At 65.4% G+C, this 18,707-nt stretch carries 15 protein-coding genes; 8 read left to right on the top strand and 7 right to left on the bottom strand.

What is annotated here, in order from left to right; translation table 11 throughout:
* Window position 1: 1 nt before the first annotated feature.
* Complete coding sequence (locus tag ABXH26_RS14645; protein WP_353567834.1) at window positions 2–655, bottom strand: 3-keto-disaccharide hydrolase; 654 nt, start codon at window positions 653–655, stop codon at window positions 2–4.
* Between the two features lie 109 nt (window positions 656–764).
* Between ABXH26_RS14645 and ABXH26_RS14640 the strand changes: the two genes are divergently transcribed.
* From ABXH26_RS14640 to ABXH26_RS14615, 6 genes are all read left to right on the top strand, one after another.
* On the top strand, window positions 765–1,793 hold the full coding sequence (locus ABXH26_RS14640) for an AAA family ATPase (RefSeq protein WP_353567833.1): 1,029 nt from the start codon (window positions 765–767) through the stop codon (window positions 1,791–1,793).
* Window positions 1,790–2,689, top strand: coding sequence for a DUF58 domain-containing protein (locus ABXH26_RS14635; RefSeq protein WP_353567832.1), 900 nt, complete (start codon window positions 1,790–1,792; stop codon window positions 2,687–2,689). Before ABXH26_RS14640 ends, ABXH26_RS14635 begins: the two co-directional genes overlap by 4 nt.
* Before the next feature lie 339 nt (window positions 2,690–3,028).
* Window positions 3,029–3,508: a hypothetical protein gene (locus ABXH26_RS14630; protein WP_353567831.1), complete on the top strand. Its 480-nt coding sequence runs from the start codon at window positions 3,029–3,031 to the stop codon at window positions 3,506–3,508.
* Between the two features lie 3 nt (window positions 3,509–3,511).
* Window positions 3,512–5,503: a BatA domain-containing protein gene (locus ABXH26_RS14625; protein WP_353567830.1), complete on the top strand. Its 1,992-nt coding sequence runs from the start codon at window positions 3,512–3,514 to the stop codon at window positions 5,501–5,503.
* Window positions 5,500–7,698 (top strand): hypothetical protein, encoded by a 2,199-nt coding sequence (locus ABXH26_RS14620; protein WP_353567829.1) that lies wholly within the window; start codon window positions 5,500–5,502, stop codon window positions 7,696–7,698. The genes ABXH26_RS14625 and ABXH26_RS14620 overlap by 4 nt, the downstream gene beginning before the upstream one ends.
* Window positions 7,699–7,756: 58 nt before the next feature.
* Complete coding sequence (locus ABXH26_RS14615; protein WP_353567828.1) at window positions 7,757–8,557, top strand: ATP-binding cassette domain-containing protein; 801 nt, start codon at window positions 7,757–7,759, stop codon at window positions 8,555–8,557.
* Window positions 8,558–8,563: 6 nt separating this feature from the next.
* On the opposite strand, the gene ABXH26_RS14610 is transcribed toward ABXH26_RS14615, so the two are convergent.
* The 4 genes from ABXH26_RS14610 to ABXH26_RS14595 all read right to left on the bottom strand — a co-directional run bounded on the left by ABXH26_RS14610 (window position 8,564) and on the right by ABXH26_RS14595 (window position 12,654).
* A complete protein-coding gene (locus ABXH26_RS14610) occupies window positions 8,564–9,478 on the bottom strand; it encodes a transglutaminase family protein (protein ID WP_353567827.1) in 915 nt (304 codons plus the stop codon).
* Window positions 9,475–10,500, bottom strand: a complete 1,026-nt coding sequence (locus ABXH26_RS14605) for an alpha-E domain-containing protein (RefSeq protein WP_353567826.1) — start codon at window positions 10,498–10,500, stop codon at window positions 9,475–9,477. Before ABXH26_RS14605 ends, ABXH26_RS14610 begins: the two co-directional genes overlap by 4 nt.
* Window positions 10,501–10,503: 3 nt before the next feature.
* The gene (locus tag ABXH26_RS14600; RefSeq protein ID WP_353567825.1) at window positions 10,504–11,934 is read right to left on the bottom strand and encodes a circularly permuted type 2 ATP-grasp protein; all 1,431 of its coding nucleotides are present in this window, start codon (window positions 11,932–11,934) and stop codon (window positions 10,504–10,506) included.
* Between the two features lie 72 nt (window positions 11,935–12,006).
* On the bottom strand, window positions 12,007–12,654 hold the full coding sequence (locus ABXH26_RS14595; RefSeq protein WP_353567824.1) for a lipoyl protein ligase domain-containing protein: 648 nt from the start codon (window positions 12,652–12,654) through the stop codon (window positions 12,007–12,009).
* Window positions 12,655–12,735: 81 nt separating this feature from the next.
* Here ABXH26_RS14595 and ABXH26_RS14590 point away from each other — a divergent pair, with 81 nt between their 5' ends.
* Both ABXH26_RS14590 and ABXH26_RS14585 read left to right on the top strand, forming a co-directional pair.
* On the top strand, window positions 12,736–13,551 hold the full coding sequence (locus tag ABXH26_RS14590) for a CbiX/SirB N-terminal domain-containing protein (RefSeq protein WP_353567823.1): 816 nt from the start codon (window positions 12,736–12,738) through the stop codon (window positions 13,549–13,551).
* On the top strand, window positions 13,548–14,195 hold the full coding sequence (locus ABXH26_RS14585) for a DR2241 family protein (RefSeq protein ID WP_353567822.1): 648 nt from the start codon (window positions 13,548–13,550) through the stop codon (window positions 14,193–14,195). Before ABXH26_RS14590 ends, ABXH26_RS14585 begins: the two co-directional genes overlap by 4 nt.
* Before the next feature lie 272 nt (window positions 14,196–14,467).
* On the opposite strand, the gene sucB is transcribed toward ABXH26_RS14585, so the two are convergent.
* Together sucB and ABXH26_RS14575 are read right to left on the bottom strand one after the other, a co-directional pair.
* Window positions 14,468–15,871 carry a dihydrolipoyllysine-residue succinyltransferase gene (gene sucB, locus ABXH26_RS14580; protein WP_353567821.1) on the bottom strand — a complete coding sequence of 468 codons (1,404 nt, stop codon included), beginning with the start codon at window positions 15,869–15,871 and terminating at the stop codon, window positions 14,468–14,470.
* A gap of 24 nt (window positions 15,872–15,895) precedes the next feature.
* Window positions 15,896–18,667 (bottom strand): 2-oxoglutarate dehydrogenase E1 component, encoded by a 2,772-nt coding sequence (locus ABXH26_RS14575; RefSeq protein ID WP_353567820.1) that lies wholly within the window; start codon window positions 18,665–18,667, stop codon window positions 15,896–15,898.
* Window positions 18,668–18,707: the final 40 nt, after the last annotated feature.

Genomic DNA, 18,707 nt, shown 5'->3' with positions numbered 1-18,707 from the left:
CTCACAGCGGACGGATCCGCATCGCCCGGAACCAGACCTCGTCGCCATGGTCCTGAACCAGCAGCCGGCCGGGCTCCGCCGCGGCGAAATCCACGACCTTGGAGAACTTGCTGTCGCTCTTGAGCTTCCTCCACTGCTCCGAGCCGAGGTCGACCTCCACGACCTTCTCTCCGTTGAGCCAGTGGACGATGGATTCGCCCTTCACCACGATCTTCGACCGGTTCCATTCGCCCGCCGGCTTGTCCGCGCCCTTTTTCGCGGCGACCACGTCGTAGAGCGAGCCCGCGCGCTGGTCATCGGTCCTGCCATTGGGGTGACGCTCGTTGTCGAGGACCTGGTATTCCGCGCCAATCCAGGCCGGCCCTTTTTTCCGCACCCGGTATTTCACGCCGCTGTTCCCGCGCTTGGAGATCTTCCATTCGAACTCCAGTTCGAAGTCGGTGTAGCGGGCCTTTGAAATCAGGTCCCCGGAGCCGGAGACCCGGTGCAACATGCTGTCCTCCAGCAGCCACCCTTTTCCCGGTGCTCCGCCGCTCGCGGAAGTCCAGAGGGAGGCCAGCGGCGACTCCAGCAGATACTCCCATTTCCCCTCGGCGGCGATGGCCGGAGCCGCACTCATCATCACCAGCAGCATGGATCGTCGGAGCCCGTTCATGGCAGGGCCTACGCCCCCCGCCGCGCACTCCTTTCCCGGATGCCATCCCTACTCGACAAACCCCGCGCCCACCCTAGCGTCGCCCTTATCCTACTTCGCATCCGTTTCCATGGACGATCCCACCCTCTCACCCGCGCCCACCTCCGATCTACCCCCCGACGACGTCGCCGCCATCGACGAGCTGGGTAAAACCTACGCCGCCTTCCGCGAAGAACTGGCCAAGGCGATCGTCGGCCAGGAGGACGTGATCGAGCGGCTGGCGATCTGCCTTTTCGCCCGCGGGCACGCCCTGCTGATGGGGGTCCCCGGCCTGGCCAAGACCCTGCTCATTTCCACCGTTGCCCGGACCTTCGACCTCAGCTTCAACCGCATCCAGTTCACGCCCGACCTGATGCCGGCGGACATCACGGGCACCGATATCATTCAGGAAACCGACGCCGGTCACCGCGAGTTCGAGTTCGCCGCCGGCCCGGTCTTCGCCAACCTCGTGCTGGCCGATGAAATCAACCGCGCGCCGGCGAAAACGCAGTCGGCGATGCTCGAGGCGATGCAGGAAAACAAGGTCACCGTGCTCGGCCGCACCTACGACCTGCAGCCGCCGTTTTTCGTGCTCGCGACCCAGAACCCGATCGAACAGGAAGGCACCTACCCGCTGCCCGAGGCGCAGCTCGACCGCTTCATGTTCCTGATTGAGGTCGACTACCCCAGCGCCGAGGAGGAAAAGCAGATCGCCCGCGCCACCACCGGCTCCGCCAAGCCGCAGCTCCAGAAGCTCCTCGATGGTTCCAAGATCCTCGCCTACCAGGCGCTGGTGCGTCGTGTGCCGGTCCCCGATCACCTTTACGACCACGCCGTTTCCATGGTGCGAAAAACCCGCCCTGCCCTGCCCGAGGCACCCGGCTGGGTCAAGGAGCTGGTCGCCTGGGGTGCCGGTCCGCGCGCCGTGCAGTACCTGATCCTCGGTGCCAAGGCGCGCGCCGCGCTCAAGGGCCGCTACATGGCCAGCCTGGAGGACCTCGAGGCCGTCGCACCCTCGGTCCTCTGCCACCGCGTCATCACCAATTTCTCCGCCGAGTCGCAGGGCATGACCTCGCGCAAGGTCGTCGAGCGGCTGATCGACGAGCTCCACGCATCGTGAGCCACAACGCCTACGAGTTCCTCGATCACGAGCTGCTCTCGCGCCTCGGCTCGCTGCCGGTCGAGAGCCGCACGGCGATGATCGGCAACGTCGCCGGCCGCCACGCCTCGCCCCACCGCGGCTCGTCGGTCGAGTTCGCCGAGTATCGGAAATACGTGCCCGGCGACGACACGCGCCGCCTCGACTGGAAGGCCTTCGCCCGCTCCGACCGCTTTTACATCAAGGAATTCGAGGCGGATACCAACCTGCGCGCCTACTTCGTGGTCGATGCCTCCGGCTCGATGGCCTTCGCCGGCAAGGGCGAGTCGAAGGTGGCGTATGCACGGCGCCTCGCCGCCTCGCTCTCCTACCTGATGGTCAACCAGGGCGATGCCGCCGGCCTGTCGGTTTGCACCGAAAAGGTTCACCTCGAGGTGCCGCCCAGCCGCCGCCCGGCCCACCTGCAGCGGATCTTTAAAACGCTGGCCTCGCTGGAACCGGAGGGCGAAACCGGCTTGGTCGCAGCCCTTCACGAGATCGCCGAAAAAATCGGCCAACGCGCGTTCGTCGTGATCCTCTCCGATCTCTTCACCGACACCGGCGAGTTGTCCGAGGCGCTCCAGCACCTCCGCTACCGCAAGCACGACATCTCCGTTTTCCACCTGATGGACCCCCAGGAGCTGAACTTCGACTTCGAGCGGCCGCACCGCTTCGTCGATCTCGAGGACGGCACCGCCCTGGTCGCCGAGCCCTCCCTGATCGCCGATGAATACCACGCCGCGCTCGACGACTTCATGAGGAACGTCCGCGCCAAGTGCAACGACGCCACCGCCGACTACCAGCTCGTCGCCACCGATACCGCACTGGAGCCGTTATTGCGGGAGTTTCTGATCAATCGGATTCCGAAGGGGAGGTGAAGCATGGGACGCAATCGAACCGAGTTCACCTGCCAGCAGAAAGCGGAGATCTATAAGCGTGATCGAGCGACATGCTGCTTTACAGGAGCAAATTTGTGGCTGCTCGATGCTCCTCTTCGCTACACAAGCGAGACGGATTGGGTTGATCACATCATACCTGCCTCAAAAAAGGGGCTTTCGGACCCAAAGAATGGAGTTTGTGCATCTCATACATTCAACTCAAAGAAACGAAACAACTGCTCTGATACCGCCTACCTTTTTAGGAATGGCACACCCACCCCGCTTTACTACTCCCTCTACGGCCCCCCACCTCCGCTCTTACTTCAGAGACTCGAACGTATGAAGAGACTTCGAAAGCGCGACTGGTTTTTCAATGCAATGGTCGTCAACGTATTGAGGTCACTGAACTACCGCTGGTGGGGGGAGGACTATGTCCGAACGGATACCTACTGGAACAAGGCCGGATTTACGCGACTTGTGAAGTTCAAATCTGAAGGAGGAACAGCATCCGACTTGATTGACAGGGAGCTTGCAGACCCCACGTCGAACCACCAACAACAAATCCTTGCACTCATTGAATCCGAGGATCTCAGCACGTTTACGCGGCGAACACGCCGCCTCTACCCTAGCTTCCACCTTAACTCTCAAATTTGGTATAAATATTTCAATCCAGACGAATACCATACCGATCTTGCACGCTTCGACATCCATCGCATCAAGATCTACAAGGAGGCACTTAAGAAAAAGGACCGCCTTAGCGGCGACACCTTCGACTGCATCCATGCCGACTTCGCCGTCCGAGGCCTCAGCCTTACCTGATCCATGGTCTTGCTTTCTCCAACTTTTCTCTGGCTTGCGCTGGCTGCGATCATTCCGATCGCGATCCACCTGCTGAACCGGCGGCGCCACCGGACCGTGAAATGGGCGGCGATGCAGTTCTTGCTCAAGGCCAGCCGCGAGACCCGCGGGAAAAAACGGCTGCGCCACATCCTCATCCTCACCTGCCGGGCTCTCGCGCTGGCCGCGCTGGCCTTCGCCGCGGCGCAACCGGTGATCGGCGGGTTTTTCGGCCTGGGGGCCGGGAAGCCGGACGTGATCGTGGTGATCTTCGACCGCTCCGCCTCGATGGAGGCCTCACCGCTCAACACCGGCAACAGCCGCCGCGAGATCGCCATCGGCCGGCTCAAGGGCGCGTTGGACGATTTTTCCGGCAGCCGCATCGTGCTGATCGACAGCGCCAGCGGCACGCCGCAGGAGCTGCCCTCGCCTGAGGTGCTCGACGAGCTCTCGACGACCGCCGGGACCGACACGGAGGCTCATTTCCCCGCCCTGCTCGCCCGTGCGGCGGAGTATCTGATCCACACCCAGGGCCGGTCGGAGATCTGGGTCGTGTCCGATCTCCAGGCCTCGAACTGGCGCCCCGAGGACGGCCAGTGGGAGGCCACCCGTGCCGCGCTGACCACCCTGCCGCAGCCGCCGCGGATCCGCATTTTGGGAATGGTCGGCCGCAATGCCGCCAACCAGGCCATCCGGGCGCTGGGTGCCCGCCGGGCCGGAGATTCCCTCGTGCTGAGCATGGAAATCGTGCGCACCGATGAAGCCACGCAGCCGATCACGCTGCCGCTTAGCATCCAGATGGACGGAGCGGTGATCTCCGAGTCGGTCGCCATCAGCGGCCAGCAACTCCAGCTTCAGAAAACCGTGCCGGTCCCGGCCGACCGCGAGCAGGGGCATGGCTGGGTCAGCCTGCCTGGCGACGGCAACCTGCGGGACAACGTGGCCTTCTTCGCCTACGGCCCCGCGCGTCCGGTGAAGTCCCTGGTGGTCGGCGATCCCGGTGAAGCCAGCACCTATCTCACGCTGGCCGCCGCGCCGGATGGCTTCGGCGGCCAGTCGGCGACCCTGAGCCCGCCCCAGGCGCTGCCCGAGCTGTCGGAGATCTCCACGGTGTTTTGGTCCGCCCCGCTGCCCGCCGGTGAAGCAGCGAAGAGCCTCGAGCGCTTCCTCGATCGCGGAGGCCAGGTGGTCTTTTTCCCGCCTGAAGCTGACGAGGGCGGCGACTTCCTCCAGCTCGCATGGCAGGCCACCACCGAGTCGCAGGCCGACCAATTCTTCATCCTCTCCCAGTGGGACCATGGCGATGGCCTGCTGCGCGACAGCCTCGATGGCACTCCGATTCCCGCCGACCGGTTGCGCTCGATCCGCCGCCGCGTGCCCACCGGCGAGGCGGCCGTGCTCGCGTCCTGGGACGACGGTCAACCGTTCCTGACCCGCCGCGTGATCGGCGACGGAGTCGTCTGGATGGTCGGCACGCGGCCCGACTACACCTGGTCGAACCTCGGCGATGCGGACGTGCTCCTGCCCCTCGCCCAGCGCGCGGTGGAGGCCGGCAGCAAGCGTTTCGAGACGGGACTGCTGGCCGAGGTCGGCTCGCGGCGGGCCTTGGGGGCGGGAAACGAAGCGCACGAGCGGGTCGACCGCTATCCCCAGGAAGACCGGGCCGCCGAGTCCTACCTCGCCGGCGTGTTCCGCACCGGAGACGGCCTGCTCGCCGTCAACCGCCCGGCGGACGAGGACGTGGTCGGCGTGCTCGATGAGCCCACGCTCGACCTGCTCTTCGAGGGCACCGACCACTCGCTGTTCGAGGACCAGCGCGCCTCGGCCGCCGATTCGCTGGGCCGGCCGGTGTGGCAGGCGTTGATGGTCGCGATGCTGCTGTTCCTGCTCTCCGAGGCGCTGCTGTGCCTGCCGAAAAAGGCGGCCGCCGAGGCCGCGCAGACCGCCTCCACCGGACACCTCCGCTCCTTCCGTTGAACTTCACCCTCCAGAATCTGAACTTTTCGCCGAGTCCCTCCATGCTCGTCATCGGGGTGGTCGCGCTGGTCGGGGTGGCGGTTCTTTCTTTCCTGATCTGGAAACGCAGCCTGCACCCCGGACGCACCGCGGCGGTGGAGGCCCTCCGGCTGCTGGCTACGGTGCTCGCCGTACTTCTGCTGTGGAAGCCGGAGTGGCGGACGGTGATTCACCCGGAGTCCAGCCCGCAGGTCATGGTGCTGACCGATGCCTCGGGCTCGATGGACACCGTGGACGCCGAAGTGGCGGGCGGCGAGGTCATTTCGCGCCGCGAGTGGGTCGACCAGGTGGCCACCGAGTCGCTGGTCGAGAAGCTCTCCGCCAACGGTGCCAATGAAGTCCAACGCCGCGCCATCTGCGTGCCGGATGAGGACGTGCCTTTGTCCGGCACCGACCTCACCGCCCCCATTTCCGACCTGCTCGAGGAAGAGTCGAACCTGCGGGCGGTCGTTTTGTTCTCCGATGGCGATCACAACCTCGGCCAGCCGCCGGTGGTGGCCGCCCAGCGCCTGCTCCAGCGTGGCATTCCGCTCTTCGCCGTGCCGGTGGGCAGCGAGCAGCGGCTGCCCGACCTCGACCTGATCGCGGTCAACGCCCCGACCTACGGCATCGTCGGCGAAAACGTCCAGATCCCGTTCACCATCCGCTCGTCGCTGGACCGCGAGGTGCGCACCACCGTCCGCATCCACGATGCCACCGGCCGCTTGCGCAGCAAGGAAGTGACCCTCCAACCAGGGGTGGAAAACTACGACTCGATCCTGTGGCGCATTGAGGACGAGGGCACCACCACGCTGACCATGGAGTTTCCCATGGCCGATGGTGAACGAGTCCGCGCCAACAACCGCCGCGAGTTCAACCTCACCGGCCGGCCGGAATCGATCAAGGTGCTGGTCATCGAGACCCTGCCCCGCTGGGAATACCGCTACCTGCGCAACGCCCTCTCTCGCGACCCCGGCGTGGAGCTTTCCTGCCTGCTTTTCCACCCCTCGCTGGGCATGGGGAAAGGGCCGGACTACATCGAGCAGTTCCCGTCCCAGCCGGAGGAACTCGCCGCCTACGACGTGGTGATGATCGGGGACGTCGGCACCGGACAGCTCACCCCGGACCAGTGCGCGATGATCGCCGGGCTGGTCGAAAACCAGGCCAGCGGCGTGGTTTTCCTGCCCGGAGACCAAGGCAACCAACTCAGCCTGCTCGGCACCGCGCTGGGCGAGCTGATGCCGGTCATTCCGGATGCCAACCAACCGCAGGGCATCGTCGATCCGACGCCCTCGCCGCTCGAGCTGACCAGCGAGGGCCGCAGCTCGCTGCTCACGCTGCTGGCCGACACCGAGGAGACCAACCCCGAGGTGTGGAACTCGCTGCCCGGCTTCACCTGGCACGCCGCCGTCACCCGCGCGAAGGGCGGCACGCAGGTCCTCGCCGTCCACGCCAACCGCCGCAGCCAGTTCGGCCCCACGCCGATCATCGTCACCTCCTCCGCCGGCTCCGGCAAGGTGCTCTACATGGGCATCGACTCCGCCTGGCGCTGGCGCCGCGGCGTCGAGGACAAGTACCACTACCGTTTCTGGGGCCAGGTGGCGCGCTGGATGTCGTACCAGCGGAACATGGCGCCCGGCCAGCGCATCCGCCTCTACTACACGCCCGAGCGTCCCGAGCCGGGCGATGGGGTCACCTTTCACGCCAACGCCTTCGATGCCAACGGTGCCCCGCTTCAGGACGGCGAGGTGGTGCTGGAGGCGGTGGCGCCGGACGGCTCGTCCACCAGCATTTCGCTGGAGGAAAGCGATGCCGCCTGGGGCTCCTACAGCGGCCGGGTGAGGATCACCCAGCCCGGCCAATGGAAGATTTCCGCGCGCATCGTCGGCGATGACGGCTCGTCCGTGGAGACCAAGCTGCTCGCCCAGGGCGTGGAGCTGGAAAAGGTGGGTCAGCCGGCCCGCCCCGAGGTGCTGGAGGAAATGGCGCGCATCACCCGCGGCCGCGTGATCCGCCCGGCCAACCTCGGCGCGCTGGCCGATGAAATCCGCGCCCTGCCCGCCCCGCGGCCGATCGAGCACCGGCTTCCGCTGTGGTCGAACTGGACGGTGGTTACGATCCTCGTTCTCGTGCTCGGCGCTTTCTGGACCGGCCGCAAACTCAACGGCACGTTCTGAGCTTTCCATCCGCCGGTCGGCGCTTGCCGGCCTCCCCACCAACCTGCAGCTTCTCCCCGTGGCCTACCTGGAAATCGACGACCTCAAAACCTACTTCCACAAGAAGAGCGGCATGCTCTTTTCCTCAACGGTGGAGACCATCAAGGCCGTCGATGGAGTCAGCCTCCACGCCGAAAAGGGGGAAATCCTGGGCCTGGTCGGCGAGTCGGGCTGCGGCAAGTCCACCCTTTCCCGCACGGTCATGCAGCTCCAGCCCGCCACCTCGGGCCGGATCGTGCTCGATGGCGTCGAGCTGACCGCCCTGCCGTCCCACGCGGTGCGCCGGCGGCGGCTGGACTTCCAAATGGTCTTCCAGGATCCCTACGCCTCGCTCAACCCGCGGATGAACGTCTTTTCCACCCTGGCCGAGGCCATCCGCCAGCGGCATCCGTCCGCGAGCGGGAAAAAGCTCGCCGGCCGGGTGGCCGAGCTGATGGAAACCGTCGGGCTGGATCCGCGGTTCCAGAGAAAATACCCGCACGAGTTCTCCGGCGGCCAGCGGCAGCGGATCGCCATCGCCCGCGCCCTCGCGCCGGAGCCGAAGCTGATCATCGCCGACGAACCGGTCTCGGCGCTGGATGTCTCGATCCAATCGCAGATCCTCAACCTGCTGAAGGAACTCCGCCAGCAGTTCGGGCTGACGATGATCTTCATTTCCCACGATCTCGGCGTGGTGCGCTACCTGGCCGACCGGATCGCCGTGATGTACCGTGGAAAAATCGTCGAGGAAGGCGAGGCGGAACAGGTCTTCCGCTGGCCGAAGAACGCTTACACCAAGGAACTCATCTCCGCGATCCCGAGCATGAGCACGCTGCACTGACGCGGCTCAGAGCTTTTCCACATCGACGGTGACCGACAGCCGGCAATGCGCCGTGCCTCGATAGCTGCCCTTGATCGGTGCCACATCGTCGTAATCACGGCCGACCGCCACCTTGATGAAGCGCTCGTCGGCCAGGCAGTTGTTGGTGGGGTCGAAGCCCACCCAGCCGACCGCCGGCAGGTAGACCTCCGGCCAGGCGTGCGAGGCCTGGGCGCCGACCAGCGAGTCCCGCGGGCCGTTGTAAAGGTAGCCGGAGGCATAGCGGGCCGGGATGTCGATGGCCCGGCACAGGCCGAGCATCACGTGGGTGAAATCCTGGCACACGCCCCTGCGCCCGGCGAAGGCCTCCTCGAGATGGGTGCTGACGTGGGTACTACCCGCCTCGTAGGTGAAGTTCTCGTGGATCCATTCCATGATCCGCGTGGCGCGGTCGTAGACCTTGGACACGTCGCGGGTGAGATCGATCGCCTGCCGCCACAGCTCCGGATGGCGGGAAACGAAGCGGCTTTCCTGCAGGTAGGCCCAGATGCGCTCCTGCGTTTCGGCATCGGAGTAGCAGTCCATCTCCGCCTCGCGGGCGGCGGCCGGGATGTCCAGCGGCAGGTTCACGACCCGGAAGCGGCTCTCGATTTCCAGCCGCTCGTGGGGCTGCAGCACCTCGAAGTAGTGGGTGATGTTGCCGAACAGGTCGGCGTAGTTCCGCAGCCGCGTGGCCGGCAACACGCGGATGGTGGCCATGATCGTTTTCTGGAACGGGAAGGTGCGCGGCTCGAGGTGCAGCGAGTTCACGCTGTCCTTCACCGGCGCGCCGTAGATGAAGGTCGTGCGGTGGACGACGTTGAACTTCGGCCCCGTTGCCGGCTTGCCCGAGGACTGCTGCTGATGACCGCCCGAGGATTGTTGCTGGAACGCGGACATCATTGCTGCTGCTGCTCCATCTGCCAGGCTGCCACCGCCGACACGGTGCTCGTCGGATACGATGGCTTGACCTCGGCCTTGTCCGGCAACAGCACGTAGGTCTCGAACACCTCGGATCCCACGTCGTTGATCCCGCTCTGGAGTTCGTCGAGGTAGGGGTGGAGGCCGTCGCCTGCGATCGCGGTCAGGTCGCTGAATGAAAGCTCCGACAGCAGCTTGCCCGAGCAGCGCTCCGCGGCATCGCCGTAGCCACCCCGGGGGCGGCCGGAGATGTTGTGAAGACACTCGTCCACGCGATCGATGCTGAAGGCGACCGAGCGTGGGAATGATTTCTCGAAGAGCAGGAATTTCACCACCCCGTCGCGGTCCACCGGGCCCCGGTTGAGCGTGCGGTAGGCATCGAGTGCTCCACAGGACTTGAGGATCGACATCCAGTGATCGGAAGAAGCCGCGTATTCCGGCGGCAGGAAGTAGGCGACGTCGAGGAAGCGCGTGGTTTTGTCCGCCCGTTCGAGATAGCGGCCGAGCTCCATGAATGCCCAGGCCTCGCGCCGCAGCGTGGTGCCCGCGGCGATGCCGTGGAAGCAGAAGGTGCTGCGGCGGATGGCACTGAAATAGTCGGCCCGGTCACTGCTCAGCATGCGCTGCGCCGCGTCGGAATTGACGAAAAGATAGAGCGAGTTGATCTCCTCCCACAAGGCCTCCGACAACTGGTCGCGCACCATGCGCGCGTTCTCGCGGCCCAGGGCGATGCAGGAGACGATGCTGTTCGGGTTCTTGCGGTCGCTGGTCAGGAAATGCACCACCGACCCGGGGCCGTCCCCGCCGGGATTGAGCTCGGCGTAGAGTTCCTCGTCCCCCGTGCTGGCGATGATCGGGCGCCAGAAGGTTTCCTCCCGGCTGCCTTCATCGCTGCCGAAATCGAGCAACACCCGCTCGTTGACCTCGATCAGGCGCGCAAGGTTGTCCGCCCGCTCGATGTAGCGGACCATCCAATAAAGACTGTTGGCGACTCGTGATAGCATGACTCAATCCCTCAAAACCCAGGTATCCTTGCTGCCCCCGCCTTGCGAGGAATTCACCACCAGCGAGCCTTCCCGCAGGGCGACGCGGGTCAGGCCGCCGGGCACGATTTTCACATCGCTGCCATAGATGATGTAGGGCCGCAGATCGACGTGGCGGCCGGCCATGCTGCCATCGCAGGCCGTCGGACAGCGGGAAAGGGAAACGACGGGCTGGCCGATGTAGTTGCGCGGGTCGTTCAGGATCAGCTCGCGGAACTTCGCGATCTCCTCCCTGGTGGCCGAGGGGCCCATTAGCATGCCGTAGCCACCCGACTCGTTGGCCGCCTTGACCACCAGCTCCGGCAGGTGGTCGAGCATGTATTTCCGGTCCTCCTCCTCCGAAGCGAGGTAGGTCGGCACGTTCGGCAGCAGCGGCTCCTGGCTCAGGTAGTAGCGGATCATGTCCGGCACGAAGCGGTAGATCACCTTGTCGTCGGCCACGCCGGTGCCGACCGCGTTGGCCAAGGCCACGTTGCCGGCCCGGTAGGCATTCATCAGGCCGGGCACGCCGAGCACCGAGTCCTTGCGGAAAACCGTCGGGTCGATGAAATCGTCGTCGATCCGCCGGTAGATCACGTCCACCCGCACCAGGCCCTTGGTCGTGCGCATGTAGACGAAGTCATCGACCACCGTCAGGTCGCGGCCCTCCACGATCTCGATGCCCATCTCGCGGGCCAGGTAGCAGTGCTCGAAATATGCGCTGTTGTAGCACCCCGGGGTGAGCAGCACGCACACCGGATCGCCTTCGCGGTGGGGCGACACGTGGTGCAGCATCTTCCGCAGCTCCACCGGGTAGGCATCCACCGGCCGCACCTTCGAGCCGGAGAAGATCTCGGGAAACGCCCGCTTCAAGGCGTTGCGGTTTTCCAAAAGGTAGGAAGCGCCGGACGGGCAGCGGCCGTTGTCCTCCAGCACGTAAAACTGGCCGTCATCGCCGCGGATCAGATCGGATCCGCAGATGTGGATGTAGATGTCGCCCGGCACATCCACGCCGCGGAACTCGGGACGGTAGTGCTTGGCGCCCTTGATGTGGTACTCGGGCACCACGCCGTCCCGCACGATCTGCTGGCCGTGGTAGATGTCGTGGAGGAACAGGTTGAGCGCGATGATGCGCTGGGTCAGGCCGGCCTCCAGCATTTCCCACTCATCGGCCGGAATCACCCGCGGCACGGGATCGAAGGGGAAGATCCGCTCGGTGCCTCGGTCGTCGTGATAAACCGTGAACGTGACGCCCTGGCGGAGAAAGTGCTCGTCGCAGGCGGCCCGCCGGCGCTCGAAATCGTCGTCGGACATCTTCTCGAACTTGGAGAGCACGTCCGCACAACTCGTCCTCACCTCGTCGGAAGAGGCGAACATTTCATCGTAGAATTCTCCCGGGTCGTAACCTTCAAACATGGGCCTTGAGTGGAATGGGAAACCCTGAGCATGGCTTGGGCCAAGTGTTTCAAAAGCATGGTTTCATGACACTCAGCGCCGATGGTTCCAAGCTCCATCTCCATAGCGCAGGTTCACCAGTTCGGCCACTCTCCCCGGATCGGGCTCGACCTCGGTCTCCCGCACCCCTTCCGCCAGCTTGCGGGCGAAGCTCCAGGCCTCCTCCGGCCGGAGAGAAACGGCGAGCGACCCCTGGTGCAGCAATCCCTTTCGCGTCCTTCGCTGCCCCGCCCCGGCGAGCTTCCGACCCGTGGCATCGACCAGATCGTGCTCCACGGCGGTGGTGAAACACGCCCCCCCCCGCGCCGGCGGGCGCTCCCCCGCCAATGACACGCCCCGGCCAGACAGCGCCGCCGCCAGCGCCGCATGGATGATCCGGTAGCTGCTGCTCCCCTTGGCCTCGGCCAGCCTTTCGCCACGGGGGATCACCAGGGTGTAGGTCCAGTCCGCACGATGATCGACGATGCCGCCGCCGGTCCAGCGCCGGACCCATGGGATGCCGCCGAGCAGCGCCTCGACCTCTCCGGCAGGCACGAAGTAGCCACAGGTCCCCCACTCGCCCCGCCAGCCGTAGATCCGCAGCAGCGGGGCCTCGACCGTTTCCAGCAGCCATTCATCGACCGCCATGTTTTCCGGCCCCTCGCGCGGCATCTCATCGAACCACAGCTTCAGCAAGCTCACACGGCGATCCTCTGAATCCGCCACGATCTCGGCAACCCTCAAACGGCTTGCATCCTCGCCCCGCCCGCGCAGCTTCGGCGCATGCCCATCGCGCCCAAACCCGACTGCGCCCTGCTCATCGTCGGCCACGGCTCCACCGAGAACCCGGACTCTTCCACGCCCTATTTCGACCACGCCGACGAGCTCCGCCAGCGCGGCCAGTTCGCCGAAGTCCACTGCTGCTTCTGGAAGGAGGAGCCCTCCATGCGCGAGGCCCGCTTCCTGATCGACGCCGCCGAGGTCTACGTCATCCCCGATTTCATCAGCGAGGGCTATTTCACCCAGGAGGTCATCCCGCGCGAGCTCGAGCTGGACGGTCCGACCACCGAGCGCCACGGGAAAACCTGGCACTACACGCTGCCGGTCGGCGTCCATGATTCGATGACCGACCTGCTCCTCCGCCGCGCCCGCGAGGTCGCCCCGGACGTCGATCCCGCGCAAACCACCCTCTTCATCGTGGGCCACGGGACGGGCCTCAACCAGAACTCGACCAAGGCCATCAAGGACCAGGCGGCGCGCATCACCGAATCCGGTGCCGGCTACGCCGCGGTGCTCGATGCCTACATGGAGGAGCAGCCCTTCATCGCCGAGTGGGACCGGCTCGCCGAAACGCCGAACGTGGTCGTCGTCCCTTTCTTCATCGCCGACGGCCTGCACAGCTATCAGGACATCCCGGTGCTGCTCGGCATCGAGCCCGAGGTCGGCCCCGCCGCCAGCGAGCGCGAGGTTTTCCGCCACAACCCCCACTCCCTGCGCGGCAAGACGCTCTACTACTCGTCCGCCATCGGCACCGAGCGCCACATGGCCGACGTGATCCTCGACCAGATCGCCGACTTCGACCGCACCCACCGCTCATGATCGCCGAAAAGCTTGCCCAGGCCCTCCGCGACGGCATCCGCCAGATCGGGGAAATCGCCATCCTGCCCGATGCCGCGGGTGCCGCCTTCGCGCTTTGTCACCTGGAGGATGTCGATCGGCTCGACGCCCTCGAGGTCCGTCGCGATCCCGCCGCGGCGCGGGATTTATCCACCTGGGCGGCGGACGGCCACTACCGCTTCACCAAGAGCGAGCTGTCGCTCAAGCGCGGCTGGCTGCTGCTGCTCGATGATGTGGGCCAACTCCGCACCGCGCTCGACCTCTTCTACCCTGCCGCCCTCGGCGTATGGCTGGCGCACCAGTCGGGCGATCCCGGCATCGAGAACCTGCGCGACAAGCTCAACCGTCAGACCGGCATGTATCGCTTCGCCAGAAACCTCAGCACGCCCGGCGCCCAGCGTCTTGTTAGAGAAACTTGCGGCCCGGAGAACTGCTGTGTGAAGAGGATCCTGTGGCAGATCGACGACGAGACGCCGCTCGAAGACAGCGAAGCCAGCCGCTTCCCCGGCTATCTTGAGACCGGCCGCCCGGCGATCCCGCTGCTTTGCCGCGAGGCCTGCAACCACTTCGTCGCCGAAGCACGAAAGGCGTCAAAAGCCGAAGCGGACGCCGCGAAGGCGCACTAAAGGGGGCGGCTGCCACCGGCTGCCGGACAGGAAAACCGCAGCCCAACCGCTCACCGCGCCCCTTCGAGTCCCCCGCAGCCCAACCGCTCAAGGGACCACTCAAGCCGACTTCACAATCGGCGCTCCAAAAGGGGGCGGCTGCCACCGGCTGCCGGACAGGAAAACCGCAGCCCAACCGCTCACCGCGCCCCTTCGAGTCCCCCGCAGCCCAACCGCTCAAGGAACCACTCAAGCCGATTTCACAATCGGCGCTCCAAGCAGGCCCTCCCTCATCACATCTCCAACATCAAGCGCGTCGGATTCTCGATGCACTCCTTGATGCGGATCAGGAAGGTTACCGCCTCCTTGCCATCGACCAGGCGGTGGTCGTAGCTGAGCGCGAGATACATCATCGGGCGGATCTCGACCTTGCCGTCGACCGCCACCGGCCGCTGCTGGATCGAGTGCATGCCGAGAATCCCGCTCTGCGGCGGGCTGAGGATCGGCGTGCTGAGCAGCGAGCCGTAGGTGCCGCCGTTGGAGATGGAAAACACCGCACCTTGCAGGTCGTCGAGCTGCAGCTTGCCCTCGCGGGCCTTGGTCGCGTAGCCAATGATGTCGGCCTCGATTTCGGCAAAGCTCTTCTTGTCGCAATCGCGCAGCACCGGCACGACCAGGCCCTTCTCGGTGCCGATCGCCACGCCGATGTCATAAAAATGGTTCTCGACGATGTCAGTGCCGTCGATGCTGGCATTGACCTGCGGCACGTCCTTGAGCGCCTGCACCACGGCCTTCACGAAGAAAGACATGAAGCCGAGTTTCACGCCGTGTTTGGCCACGAAGCTCTCTTGCACGTCCTTGCGCAACTTCATCACCTGCGACATGTCGGCCTCGTTGAAGGTCGTCAGGATGGCGGCGGTCTGCTGGGCGTTGACGAGGTGTGTGGCGATCTTGCGCCGCAGCATGCTCATCTTTTTGCGGGTTGTGCGCCCGCTGTCGTCCTTGGCCGCCGGCTTTTCCTCTTCGGTCTTTTCCACCAGCGAAATCTTCGGCGCCGCCGGCTTGGCGGGCGGGGCGGCCAGCTTGGGCTCGGATTTTTCCTTCGCAGTCTCGGGCTTCGGCGCCGCGGCCGGTTTTTCCGCCGGGGCGGCCCCGGTGGTGATGCGGGCGATCTCGGTGCCGATCGACACCTCCTCGCCCTGCGCCACCAGGATCTCGAGCGTGCCCGCGGCGTCGGCTTCGAGTTCGCTGGAAACCTTGTCCGTTTCTAAGGTCACCAGCACCTCGCCCTTGGCGACCCGGTCACCGTTGCGCTTGTGCCAGTTGGCCACGTTGGCGGAAGTGATCGACTCCCCGGCCGCCGGCACCTTGATCGAGATCACCTCGCCTTCCCCGCTCGCGGCCGGAGGCGCGTCGTCGTGCTTTTCCGACGACGTTTCCTCCTGCTCGGTGGCGGGCGCGGCCTCGGTGTCGATGGTCGCGATGACCGCGCCGATCGCCACCTCCTCGCCTTCTTCAGCCAGGATGCGGATCTGGCCAGAGGCCTCGGCGGTCAGCTCGTTGGAGACCTTGTCGGTTTCGAGCGTCACCAGCACGTCCCCGGATTTCACCGGGTCGCCGTCCTTCACCCGCCAGTTGGCAACGCTGGCCGAGGTGATCGATTCACCGGCGGCGGGGACTTTCACTTCGATAGCCATGGAATCAGGAAATGGGATGGAAAGTTAGACCGAGAAGGCTTGTTCGATGAGCGACTTCTGCTCGCGGTAATGCATCGCCTTGGAGCCCGCGGCGGGGCTGGAGGCGCGGCCGCGGCCGGCGTAGCGCACGCGATGGTCGAGCACCTTTTCCAACCGCGGGAAGATGTAGGACCAGGCGCCCATGTTGAGCGGTTCCTCCTGCGCCCAGACGAACTTGGCGGCGTTCGGATACTGCCCCACCAGCGCGGCGACCATTTCGTCATGGAAGGGATAGAGCTGCTCCATGCGCAGGATCGCGGCATTGCCGATCTCCTGCTCCTCGCGGTAGGCGGCCAGGTCGTAGAACAGCTTGCCGGTGCAGAAGATGATGCGGTTCACCTGCGACGGATCCGCGAAGGTCTTCGGATCCGGCAGCACCTCTTGGAAACACGAACCCTCGAGGAAGTCGCCGATCTTCGAGACCGCCTCGGGCCGCGTGAGCAGGCTCTTCGGCGTCATCAGCACCATCGGCTTGCGGAACTCCCGCTTCTTCTGGCGCCGCAGGGCGTGGAAATACTGCGCGGGCGTGGTGAAGTTGCCGACGATCATGTTTTTCTCCGCGCACAGCTGCAGGAAGCGCTCCAGACGGGCGCTCGAGTGCTCCGGACCCATGCCTTCGTAGCCGTGGGGCAGCAGCAGCACGATGTCGCTCGGCGTCTGCCACTTCGACTCGGCGGAGGAGATGAACTGATCGATGATCACCTGCGCGCCGTTCGAGAAGTCGCCGAATTGGGCCTCCCACAGGGTCAGCATGTTCGGGGCGCCGAGCGAATAGCCGTAGTCGAAGCCGAGCACCGCCATTTCCGACAGCAGTGAGTTGTAAACGCAGAACTTCGCCTGATCCTCCGACAGGTTCTGGAGGGGGATGTAGCGCTCGCGCGTTTCGGAGTCGTAAAACACCGCGTGGCGCTGGGAGAAGGTCCCGCGGCGACAGTCCTGGCCGGAAAGGCGGACCGGGTTTCCCTCCACCAGCAGGGTGCCGAAGGCGAGCGCCTCGGCAAAGGCCCAGTCGATCGGAGTGCCCTTCTCCAAGCCCTCGATCCGGCGCGGCACGAAGCGTTTGGCCAGCGTCGGGTGCAGGTGAAAGCCGTCCGGCACGGTCGTCAGCACGCGGCCCACATGGTCGATCCGCTCCTTGGACACGCCGGTCGGCACCGGCGCGTGCTGGTATTCCGGCTGGGCCACCGCGGTGGAGCCGGAAAACACGTTGCGGTCGCCCTTGGCCTCGTGCTCGCGCATCTTTTCGTAGCCCTCGTCGAGGCGCTTCTGGATCGTCTGCTCGATGCCGTCCGCCTCTTCCTGCGACAGCGTGCCGCTCTCGATGAGCCGCTTTTTGTAGAGCTGGCCGATGGGTTCGCGACTCTGGATCTGGCGATAGATGTGCGGCTGGGTGAACGCGGCCTGGTCGGTCTCGTTATGGCCCTGGCGACGGTAGCAATACATGTCGATCACCACGTCGCGGCCGAACTTCTGGCGGAATTCCAACGCAAAGCGGGCGGCCCAGTAGAGCTCCATCGGCTCCTCGCCGTTCACGTGCAGGATCGGGGCCTCGATCATCTTCGCCACGTCGGTCGCATAGGAGGACGACCGGGCGTCGGCCGGCATCGTGGTGAAGCCGATCTGATTGTTGATGATCAGATGGATCGTGCCGCCGGTGCGGTAGCCGGGGAGCTGGGAAAGGTTGAGCACTTCGGCGACCGAGCCCTGTCCGGCGAAGGCGGCGTCGCCGTGGATCAGGATCGGCAGCACGCGCTTGCGGTCGGTCTTCACCCCGTCGTCGCCGATCTGGCGCTGGCGGGCGCGGGCCTTGCCCTCGACCACCGGATTGACGGCCTCGAGGTGGCTCGGGTTGGCAGCCAGCGCCACGCGGACCTGGCCATCGGGCAGCTCGCGCACGCTCTCGTAGCCGAGGTGGTATTTCACGTCACCGTCTCCCGCCACCAGGTCGGGCACGTAGTTCGGCGTGAACTCGTAGAGGATCGTCGGCAGCGACTTGGCCACGAAATTGGCCAGCACGTTGAGGCGGCCGCGGTGGGCCATCCCCATTTCGATCTCCAGCACCCCGGCCGAGGGGCAGGCGCGCAGGATGGCGTTCAGCACGACCATCGCGCCCTCGCCGCCTTCCATCGAGAAGCGCTTTTCCCCGAGGAACTTCTTGCCCAGGAAACTCTCGAACAATTCGGCCTCGAGCAGCCACTGCAGCGCCAGCGCCTGGCGTTCGGCGGGGTCGGGCTCGCGCATCACCCGCGACTCGATCTTTTCCCGCACCCAGTGGCGGACGACCGTGTTGTGGATGTGCATGAACTCGAAGCCGATGGCACCCGAGTAGGTGGCCTCCAGCGCCGCGAACATGTCGCGGAGCTTCATCGCCTCGCCATTGCGGAAGAACGGATTCGACGCCTCGCTTTCCAAGTCGGCCTCGCTGAAGCCGAACTGGTCCGGAACCAGCCGCGGGTTGTGCTCGGCGGCCCCGAGCGGATTGATGTCGGCCTGCGTGTGGCCCAGGGTCCGGTAGTTGTAAACCAGGCTCACCACCTTGCCGTAGAAGCCGAAATCGCTGGCCGTGCCGGCTCCGGAAGTCGTCGCGGAGCTGCCTTGGGCGGCAGCTCCCCGCTCCTTCGGCTGGGCCACACCGAGTTCGAAGCCTTCGAAAAAGGCGGCCCAGGTCGGCTCCACCGAACGGGGATCTTCGCTCCACTGGGCGTACTTTTCCTCCAGGAGCGCCAGGTTCTGGCGAGCGGAAACCGACGAATTCATGAGCAACGGATGCGACGTGCGCGGCCGAGGGGCGTGCATT

It is taken from the genome of Haloferula sargassicola (assembly GCF_040362925.1).
Taxonomy (GTDB): Bacteria; Verrucomicrobiota; Verrucomicrobiia; order Verrucomicrobiales; family Akkermansiaceae; genus Haloferula; species Haloferula sargassicola.
Note: the sequence above shows the minus strand (reverse complement) of the source record. Positions and strands in the feature narration are given on the sequence as shown.

Excerpts from the sequence above, each read along its gene's own strand:
- ABXH26_RS14645 (WP_353567834.1), bottom strand. The coding sequence starts at position 655 with ATGAACGGGCTCCGACGATCCATGCTGCTGGTGATGATGAGTGCGGCT.
- ABXH26_RS14640 (WP_353567833.1), top strand. The coding sequence starts at position 765 with ATGGACGATCCCACCCTCTCACCCGCGCCCACCTCCGATCTACCCCCC.
- ABXH26_RS14630 (WP_353567831.1), top strand. The coding sequence starts at position 3,029 with ATGAAGAGACTTCGAAAGCGCGACTGGTTTTTCAATGCAATGGTCGTC.
- ABXH26_RS14625 (WP_353567830.1), top strand. The coding sequence starts at position 3,512 with ATGGTCTTGCTTTCTCCAACTTTTCTCTGGCTTGCGCTGGCTGCGATC.
- ABXH26_RS14610 (WP_353567827.1), bottom strand. The coding sequence starts at position 9,478 with ATGATGTCCGCGTTCCAGCAACAATCCTCGGGCGGTCATCAGCAGCAG.
- ABXH26_RS14605 (WP_353567826.1), bottom strand. The coding sequence starts at position 10,500 with ATGCTATCACGAGTCGCCAACAGTCTTTATTGGATGGTCCGCTACATC.
- ABXH26_RS14600 (WP_353567825.1), bottom strand. The coding sequence starts at position 11,934 with ATGTTTGAAGGTTACGACCCGGGAGAATTCTACGATGAAATGTTCGCC.
- ABXH26_RS14590 (WP_353567823.1), top strand. The coding sequence starts at position 12,736 with ATGCCCATCGCGCCCAAACCCGACTGCGCCCTGCTCATCGTCGGCCAC.
- ABXH26_RS14585 (WP_353567822.1), top strand. The coding sequence starts at position 13,548 with ATGATCGCCGAAAAGCTTGCCCAGGCCCTCCGCGACGGCATCCGCCAG.
- sucB (WP_353567821.1), bottom strand. The coding sequence starts at position 15,871 with ATGGCTATCGAAGTGAAAGTCCCCGCCGCCGGTGAATCGATCACCTCG.
- ABXH26_RS14575 (WP_353567820.1), bottom strand. The coding sequence starts at position 18,667 with ATGAATTCGTCGGTTTCCGCTCGCCAGAACCTGGCGCTCCTGGAGGAA.